Annotated in this window: 7 protein-coding genes and 1 pseudogene; 4 read left to right on the top strand and 4 right to left on the bottom strand. The window is 61.5% G+C overall.

Annotated elements, in window-relative coordinates:
• The first annotated feature begins 1 nt into the window (after nt 1).
• Together WCA53_RS31805 and WCA53_RS31800 are read left to right on the top strand one after the other, a co-directional pair.
• The gene (locus WCA53_RS31805) at nt 2–1,654 is read left to right on the top strand and encodes an ATP-dependent DNA ligase (protein ID WP_423921079.1); all 1,653 of its coding nucleotides are present in this window, start codon (nt 2–4) and stop codon (nt 1,652–1,654) included.
• Nucleotides 1,651–1,922 (top strand): annotated as a pseudogene (locus WCA53_RS31800) (hypothetical protein); the annotation flags it as partial. The gene WCA53_RS31805 and the pseudogene WCA53_RS31800, both read left to right, overlap by 4 nt.
• Nucleotides 1,923–1,949: 27 nt before the next feature.
• Here the strand turns inward: WCA53_RS31800 and WCA53_RS31795 are convergent.
• The 3 genes from WCA53_RS31795 to WCA53_RS31785 all read right to left on the bottom strand — a co-directional run bounded on the left by WCA53_RS31795 (nt 1,950) and on the right by WCA53_RS31785 (nt 4,434).
• Nucleotides 1,950–2,753: a BPSS1780 family membrane protein gene (locus tag WCA53_RS31795; RefSeq protein ID WP_423921074.1), complete on the bottom strand. Its 804-nt coding sequence runs from the start codon at nt 2,751–2,753 to the stop codon at nt 1,950–1,952.
• A gap of 125 nt (nt 2,754–2,878) precedes the next feature.
• A complete protein-coding gene (locus tag WCA53_RS31790; RefSeq protein WP_423921070.1) occupies nt 2,879–4,096 on the bottom strand; it encodes a DUF1700 domain-containing protein in 1,218 nt (405 codons plus the stop codon).
• Nucleotides 4,093–4,434 carry a PadR family transcriptional regulator gene (locus WCA53_RS31785; RefSeq protein ID WP_423921067.1) on the bottom strand — a complete coding sequence of 114 codons (342 nt, stop codon included), beginning with the start codon at nt 4,432–4,434 and terminating at the stop codon, nt 4,093–4,095. The genes WCA53_RS31790 and WCA53_RS31785 overlap by 4 nt, the downstream gene beginning before the upstream one ends.
• A gap of 223 nt (nt 4,435–4,657) precedes the next feature.
• Between WCA53_RS31785 and WCA53_RS31780 the strand changes: the two genes are divergently transcribed.
• Both WCA53_RS31780 and WCA53_RS31775 read left to right on the top strand, forming a co-directional pair.
• Nucleotides 4,658–4,936, top strand: coding sequence for an antitoxin of toxin-antitoxin stability system (locus WCA53_RS31780; protein WP_423921064.1), 279 nt, complete (start codon nt 4,658–4,660; stop codon nt 4,934–4,936).
• Nucleotides 4,933–5,217, top strand: coding sequence for a type II toxin-antitoxin system RelE/ParE family toxin (locus WCA53_RS31775; RefSeq protein ID WP_423921061.1), 285 nt, complete (start codon nt 4,933–4,935; stop codon nt 5,215–5,217). The genes WCA53_RS31780 and WCA53_RS31775 overlap by 4 nt, the downstream gene beginning before the upstream one ends.
• A gap of 39 nt (nt 5,218–5,256) precedes the next feature.
• Here WCA53_RS31775 and WCA53_RS31770 read toward each other — a convergent pair whose 3' ends face one another.
• Complete coding sequence (locus WCA53_RS31770; protein ID WP_423921058.1) at nt 5,257–5,757, bottom strand: hypothetical protein; 501 nt, start codon at nt 5,755–5,757, stop codon at nt 5,257–5,259.
• Nucleotides 5,758–5,802 lie beyond the last annotated feature (45 nt).

Raw genomic sequence — 5,802 nt, 5'->3', positions numbered from 1 at the left:
GTTGTACACCGCGCTCGACCGCACCACGTCCACGAAAGAAAAACTCGAGGCGCTGATCACGTATTTTTCGGCGGCTGAACCGGAGGACGCCGCGTGGGCGTCGTACTTTCTCAGCGGCGGCAAACCTCGCCAGTCCGTACCGACCCGCCTTCTGATCGAGTTCGCCCGCGAACGCGCCGGCCTGCCAGAATGGCTCTTCGAGGAGTCCTATCAGGTCGTCGGCGATCTGGCCGAAACCATCGCGCATATCCTGCCGCCTGCGCAGCGGACGTCCGAACTCGGTCTCGCGCAGTGGATCGAGGGGCGCGTGCTCACCCTGCGCGGACTGGATCCGACAGAACTTCGAACGCGTTTGCTCGGCTACTGGGACGAACTCGACTGGAGCGAACGCTTTCTGTTGACCAAGTTGATTGGCGGCGGCTTTCGTGTGGGTGTCGCGCGTCAGCTTGTCGTGCGCGCGCTCGCCGAAGTCGCGGGCGTGGATCACAAGCGCATCGCCCAGCGCATGGTCGGCTGGACCGATTCGCGGCAAGCACCCGGTGCGGCGCGTTATCTGCGACTGATTGCGCCGGAAAGCACCGACGACGAAAACGCCGCCACGCCGCATGAAAGCGACCTCGGCTTGCCGTATCCATTTTTCCTCGCCCATCCGCTGCAGGCCGACCCGGTGACGCTCGGCGCACCGTCGGATTGGGTTATCGAATGGAAGTGGGATGGGATTCGCGCGCAGCTCGTGAAGCGCGGCGGCCGCGTGTGGCTCTGGTCGCGCGGAGAGGATTTGATCACCGATCGCTTTCCCGAACTCGCCGCTTTAGGTGCGGCGCTGTCGGACGGCACCGTGATAGATGGAGAGATTCTCGCGTGGGAACCCGGCGGCGATGCGCCGTTGCCGTTCTCGCGGCTGCAGCCACGGATCACGCGCAAGACATTATCGAAGAAGGTACTCGCCGATTCGCCGGCCACGTTCCTCGCCTACGATCTGCTCGAAGCTAATGGCCGCGATCTGCGCATCACCCCGCTTGTCGAACGCCGCGCGCAACTCGACGCCTTGGCCGCCGCGTTGAGCGAAACGCTAGCGGTGGATTTGCTGCGCGTATCGCCGATGGTGACTGCCGCCGACTGGAACGCCATCGCCGTCTTGCGCGACCAAAGCCGTAGCCGCGGCGTTGAAGGCCTGATGTTGAAGGGACGCGAATCGCTGTATGGCGTCGGGCGCACGAAGGCATCGGGGACGTGGTGGAAGTGGAAAATCGATCCCTACGCCGTCGACGCCGTCCTGCTCTACGCACAGCGCGGCCACGGCCGGCGCGCGAGTTTGTACACCGATTTCACCTTCGCCGTGTGGGACGAAGTCGATAGCGTGCGCACGCTCGTACCCTTCGCGAAGGCTTATTCCGGCCTCACCGATGACGAAATGCGCGAGGTCGATGCGATCGTGCGCAAGACGACCGTTGAGAAATTTGGACCGGTGCGAAGCGTCACGCCGACCCTCGTGTTCGAGATCGGTTTCGAAGGGATTCAGGCGAGTCCGCGCCATAAGTCGGGCATCGCGGTGAGGTTTCCGCGCATGTTGAGATGGCGCACGGATAAACATATCGACGACGCCGATACGCTCGACATGCTCAAAGGCTTTCTCGACGGGGCCGGGCAATGAACACCCCGGCAGACGTCAGGCGGGATGATAAGCGCCACGCGCCTCGTGCGCGCCGGGTGCCGAGAACTCGTGCGGGGCAAGCACAGGCCGATGCCATCGCCGAGTTGTTTCAACCGGTCCCTATCGTGATCGATCCGGACACCGCGAACCTGCCCTTCGATACGCGCCCTAGCCGCCGATACTGCCCGCCGTGACGGAACTCGCGGTGCCGTGGAGCGTCGGCTTGCGCACCGGCGATATCCCATCCGCCGAGCGCGCTCGACAAAATGACTTAGCGATAACGCACTCGCGCCGTTCATCGTGCGATGAACAGGTCGCGATAGCTGCCGTACATCGATAGCACGATCAGCGTGCTGACGAGCGGCGTCACGACGACACCGCGTGCGAGCATCGGGACAACCGGCGCGAGCAGGATGTCGGCGCCAATCGCAGCCGCATAGACCAGCGCGACCGGCCAGTTGCGCAGCGCGGCACGCAGGCTCGCCGTCATTGCATCGACGGGCGACAGGTTGTGCAGCACGACGAGCGCCGGCGCGAACCACACCGCGGCAATCGCGATCACGTAGAACGGCATGCTGATCAGCGGTTCGAGCGCATTCTGCGCGCCCTGCTGCACGCCATAGACGATCGCCAGATTGTGCGCGCCGTTGGCGGCGAGCGAAGTCGACACCGTCATGTGAAACACAGCGAACGAGAGCAGATAGCCGATTCCCGCAATCGCCGCGCCGCTCAAACCAATCGTAAAGAGCGCATTGCGATGACCGTTGACGGCCTCAAGCGTTTCGCCGATCGTCCACGGACGCGCGTTGCGCGAACGCTCCTGCATCAGCATCATCGCGCCGGCCCACAGCGGCACGAGCAGCGCCGCGAGCAGGATCGCGAGCAGCGGCGGTGCAAGTTCGAACAGCGTGGAGAAATCAGCGCCACCGAGAATCGCGGGTAGCCACAGCAGCGGCTGCGCGCGAGCGATACCGATACCTTCCGCAAGCCAGTTGGCGATACGCAGCACGTCCACTCTGCGAACGTCCGGGTGCACGATGCCATGTGCGTGGCGCGGACGTGTCGTCTTCATCGTGCTGGCAGGAAAGTGTAGGTTCATGATCGCTTCCTTTCAAATAATGTAGGAATACTGATTGACTACAATGGAGACATGCACGCCGGTGCATGTCGATGAGTGTGGTACTGGCGCGGCGACGTCACGCGAGGTGACGCCGCCTTGCTGAATCAGCCCGATTGGCCTTCGTCAAGCCGTTGCGTGATACGTTCGATCTGTCGGCGCACATAGCGCACGAGTCCGCGCCAGGTAGTGCGCGTCAGCCAGATGCACAGCCACAGTCCGACGACGCCCGCCACCAGCATTGCAAAGCCGTAGATCATCGCGCCGATGCCGGAACCATGCGGTCCGACGATCACCACCTTGTCGGAGCCGTTTTGAATCGCTACGCGGTTATGTTCGAGCGTCACCGAATCCGGACCGCTCTCCACCGACAGATGACCACCGCCGCGACCGCCCTGCACGAACGACACGTGATCGCCGTCATTCCTGATATCCCACGCCATCGCGTTCGGATCAGCGCCGATGCGCGCCACCGACAGCTTGTTGCCCTTATCGTCCTTGATATCGAGCGCAAGGACGTTGGCGCGTGGAATCGACCACGTGTCGCCGTTGACCGTGAACTGATCGCGTGCGCCGCCAACCGCGTTGATCCTCACCTTGCCGTCGACGTTCTTTATGTCGAGCGGACCCGCCGTCGTTACTACGGAGATGTGCGTGCCCGACTGCGCCCGCAACTCGAAGAGATCGCCAACCACGCGGAAATCGCGCATTTGTTCGTCAGCGAGATGTGGGTCAGTTTCGCCGGGTGCCGCGCCGCTGGCCTGCATGGTCGCGCTTGCGCTTGCATTTGCGCTCACGTTCGCACTTGTGCCCGACGCGGCTTCGTCGTCGGGGTCATCGTCGTCGCTCAGGGCCTTCGGGTCCTCCGCTAGCTGATGCGAGGTGCTTTCGAAGCTGAACGGCAGCGCATCGAACGCCGGCCAGCCAAACAGATGATGGCTGCCGAGCGCGATCACCGTGACGAGTCCCGCCAGCGTGAGCGCCAACGACACCGCATAGCCCGCCGTCAGCAGCAGCAAGTACAGCATGAACGGCACCAGCAGCAGCAGTTGCAACAGTCCGAGCCCGGCGATCGACACGAACACGCGCATCAGGTTGCCGAACGAGCGGCGCGTTTCCCATTGCCGGAAGGTCGCCTGCGCCTTCAGTTCACGTCCCAGCTTGACCGGGTCGCCGAGCGCGGCAATCACTTCAGCTTCGTTGCGGCCCGCAGCCAGCGCGTCGCCGATGTATTCGCGGTAGTCGGCAATGATTTCGTCGACAACGTCTTTCGACAGACTCCGCAGCTCATGTCGCAGTTGCTGGATGAATGCTTCCTGCGTCATTGCGTTTCCCCTGTTCCGGATGGAATGTTAGGTAAGCCCAGCACACCGTTGACTTCATCGACAAAACTGCGCCACTCGTCTTGCATCTCCGCGAGACTGTCGCGCCCCGCTATGGTCAGCGTGTAGTACTTGCGCGGTGGCCCTGAACTCGACTCGACGAAATAGGTCGACACCCACGCTTGCGCCTGCAGACGACGCATCAGCGGATAAATCGTGCCTTCGCTGATTTCCATTGTTTCCGACAGGGTCGATACGAGTTCGTACGCGTAGCTGTCGCCACGGGCAAGGACGGAGAGTACGCACATGTCGAGAGTGCCCTTCTTGAGCTGGATTTTCATGTGGTTCCATGACAGTAAGGTGCATAACATGGTACCTTGCTATGCACGAGTGCTGGGAACAATGTGTTCCGCAGCACCGTGACGTGAAATGTATCACCAGCTATTGGTTAATGCAAGGTACTGTTTTATGCACGTCTCCGTCAAACAGCTTGCTGGGCAGCGACCCCTCGTGGTGATTAAAACGTATATACTTGGTTAGTATCTATCGTTAGAGGTTGTCCCCATGCCGAAAGAAGCCGTATTCACAATGAAGCTCGAACCGGAGTTGCGCGCCGAGTTCATGGCGGAAGCCGAAGCCGCACACCGGCCGGCGTCGCAGGTGCTGCGTGAGTTGATGCGCGAGTTCGTGCAACGCCAGCGCGAGGCGCGCGAACATGATGAGTTCCTACGCGGCAAGATCGATGCAGGTCGCCTCTCGATGCGTGCCGGCCGAGGCCGCTCAAATGATGAGGTTGAAGCCCGGTTCGCCGCGCGGCGCGCCAGCGCGGCTGGTAAGGCGTGAGGGTCGTCTGGACGCCAGAAGCCGAACAGGACCGCGATGACGTGTGGGACTACATCGCGACCGACAACGTAGCCGCCGCTGCCCGGATGGACGAGTTATTCGGCGATGTCATCGCGCAGTTGCCTGACTTCCCCCTGATGGGCCGGGCCGGAAAAATCGCAGGCACGCGTGAGCTGATCCCGCACGAAAACTATCGCTTGGTGTATGAGGTCGAAGGCGAAACAATATGGATGCTGGCGTTGGTTCATACGGCCCGCCTGTGGCCGCCAATCCGTAGTTAGCTAGCGGACGAAAGAGCGAACCGGCTAAGCCGGCCAACGTCAGCGCGCCGGAAACCGACGTCGGATCCTGCCGGCCCCGACGAGTGAAAGATTGTGCTTATAGCCAAGGATGCCTGCCATCGATTCCGCTGCCGGAAATAGCGCTTTGCCCAGGCCCTTTCCTTGCATGTCCCGGACGATGGTTCGCGCATCGATATGACGTTTTTCAGGAATCCTCATGGTTTTGAATGCAGCGTGCAATCCACGAATGCTTTCGCTTGAGAACATGCTCCAGTCGGTCGGTTCGAAATCGCGCAAAGGGCCGCAAATCAACCCGCCGATAACACGATCGCCCCGACTGGTGTCGACCAGAACGTAGGAATGGTCAATCCTGGGTAGCACCAGGAAGCGGGCGAGAAAATCGCGATGGGGCAAGCCCAGTTCATTATTTGCAACTGCGGTTCTATATGGACCGGTCGTGCATACTGGCTCAACAAGATCGTCGGTGTGTTGCGCGCCTGCTTCGGCGAGTTCGTAGATGTTAAAACTGAACATCCCCACCGCCTGGGTGGGGAAACGCTAAAGCGCCCTACTCAATCGTTCATC

The sequence above is a fragment of the Caballeronia sp. genome (genome assembly GCF_049581465.1).
In the GTDB taxonomy this organism is placed as follows: Bacteria; Pseudomonadota; Gammaproteobacteria; order Burkholderiales; family Burkholderiaceae; genus Caballeronia.
The sequence above is the reverse complement of the archived record's forward strand: the minus strand, read 5'-3'. Positions and strand labels throughout refer to the sequence as shown.

What these genes read in the sequence shown, in the direction of transcription:
- WCA53_RS31795 (WP_423921074.1), bottom strand. Translation starts at nt 2,753, where the DNA reads ATGAACCTACACTTTCCTGCCAGCACGATGAAGACGACACGTCCGCGC.
- WCA53_RS31790 (WP_423921070.1), bottom strand. Translation starts at nt 4,096, where the DNA reads ATGACGCAGGAAGCATTCATCCAGCAACTGCGACATGAGCTGCGGAGT.
- WCA53_RS31785 (WP_423921067.1), bottom strand. Translation starts at nt 4,434, where the DNA reads ATGAAAATCCAGCTCAAGAAGGGCACTCTCGACATGTGCGTACTCTCC.
- WCA53_RS31780 (WP_423921064.1), top strand. Translation starts at nt 4,658, where the DNA reads ATGCCGAAAGAAGCCGTATTCACAATGAAGCTCGAACCGGAGTTGCGC.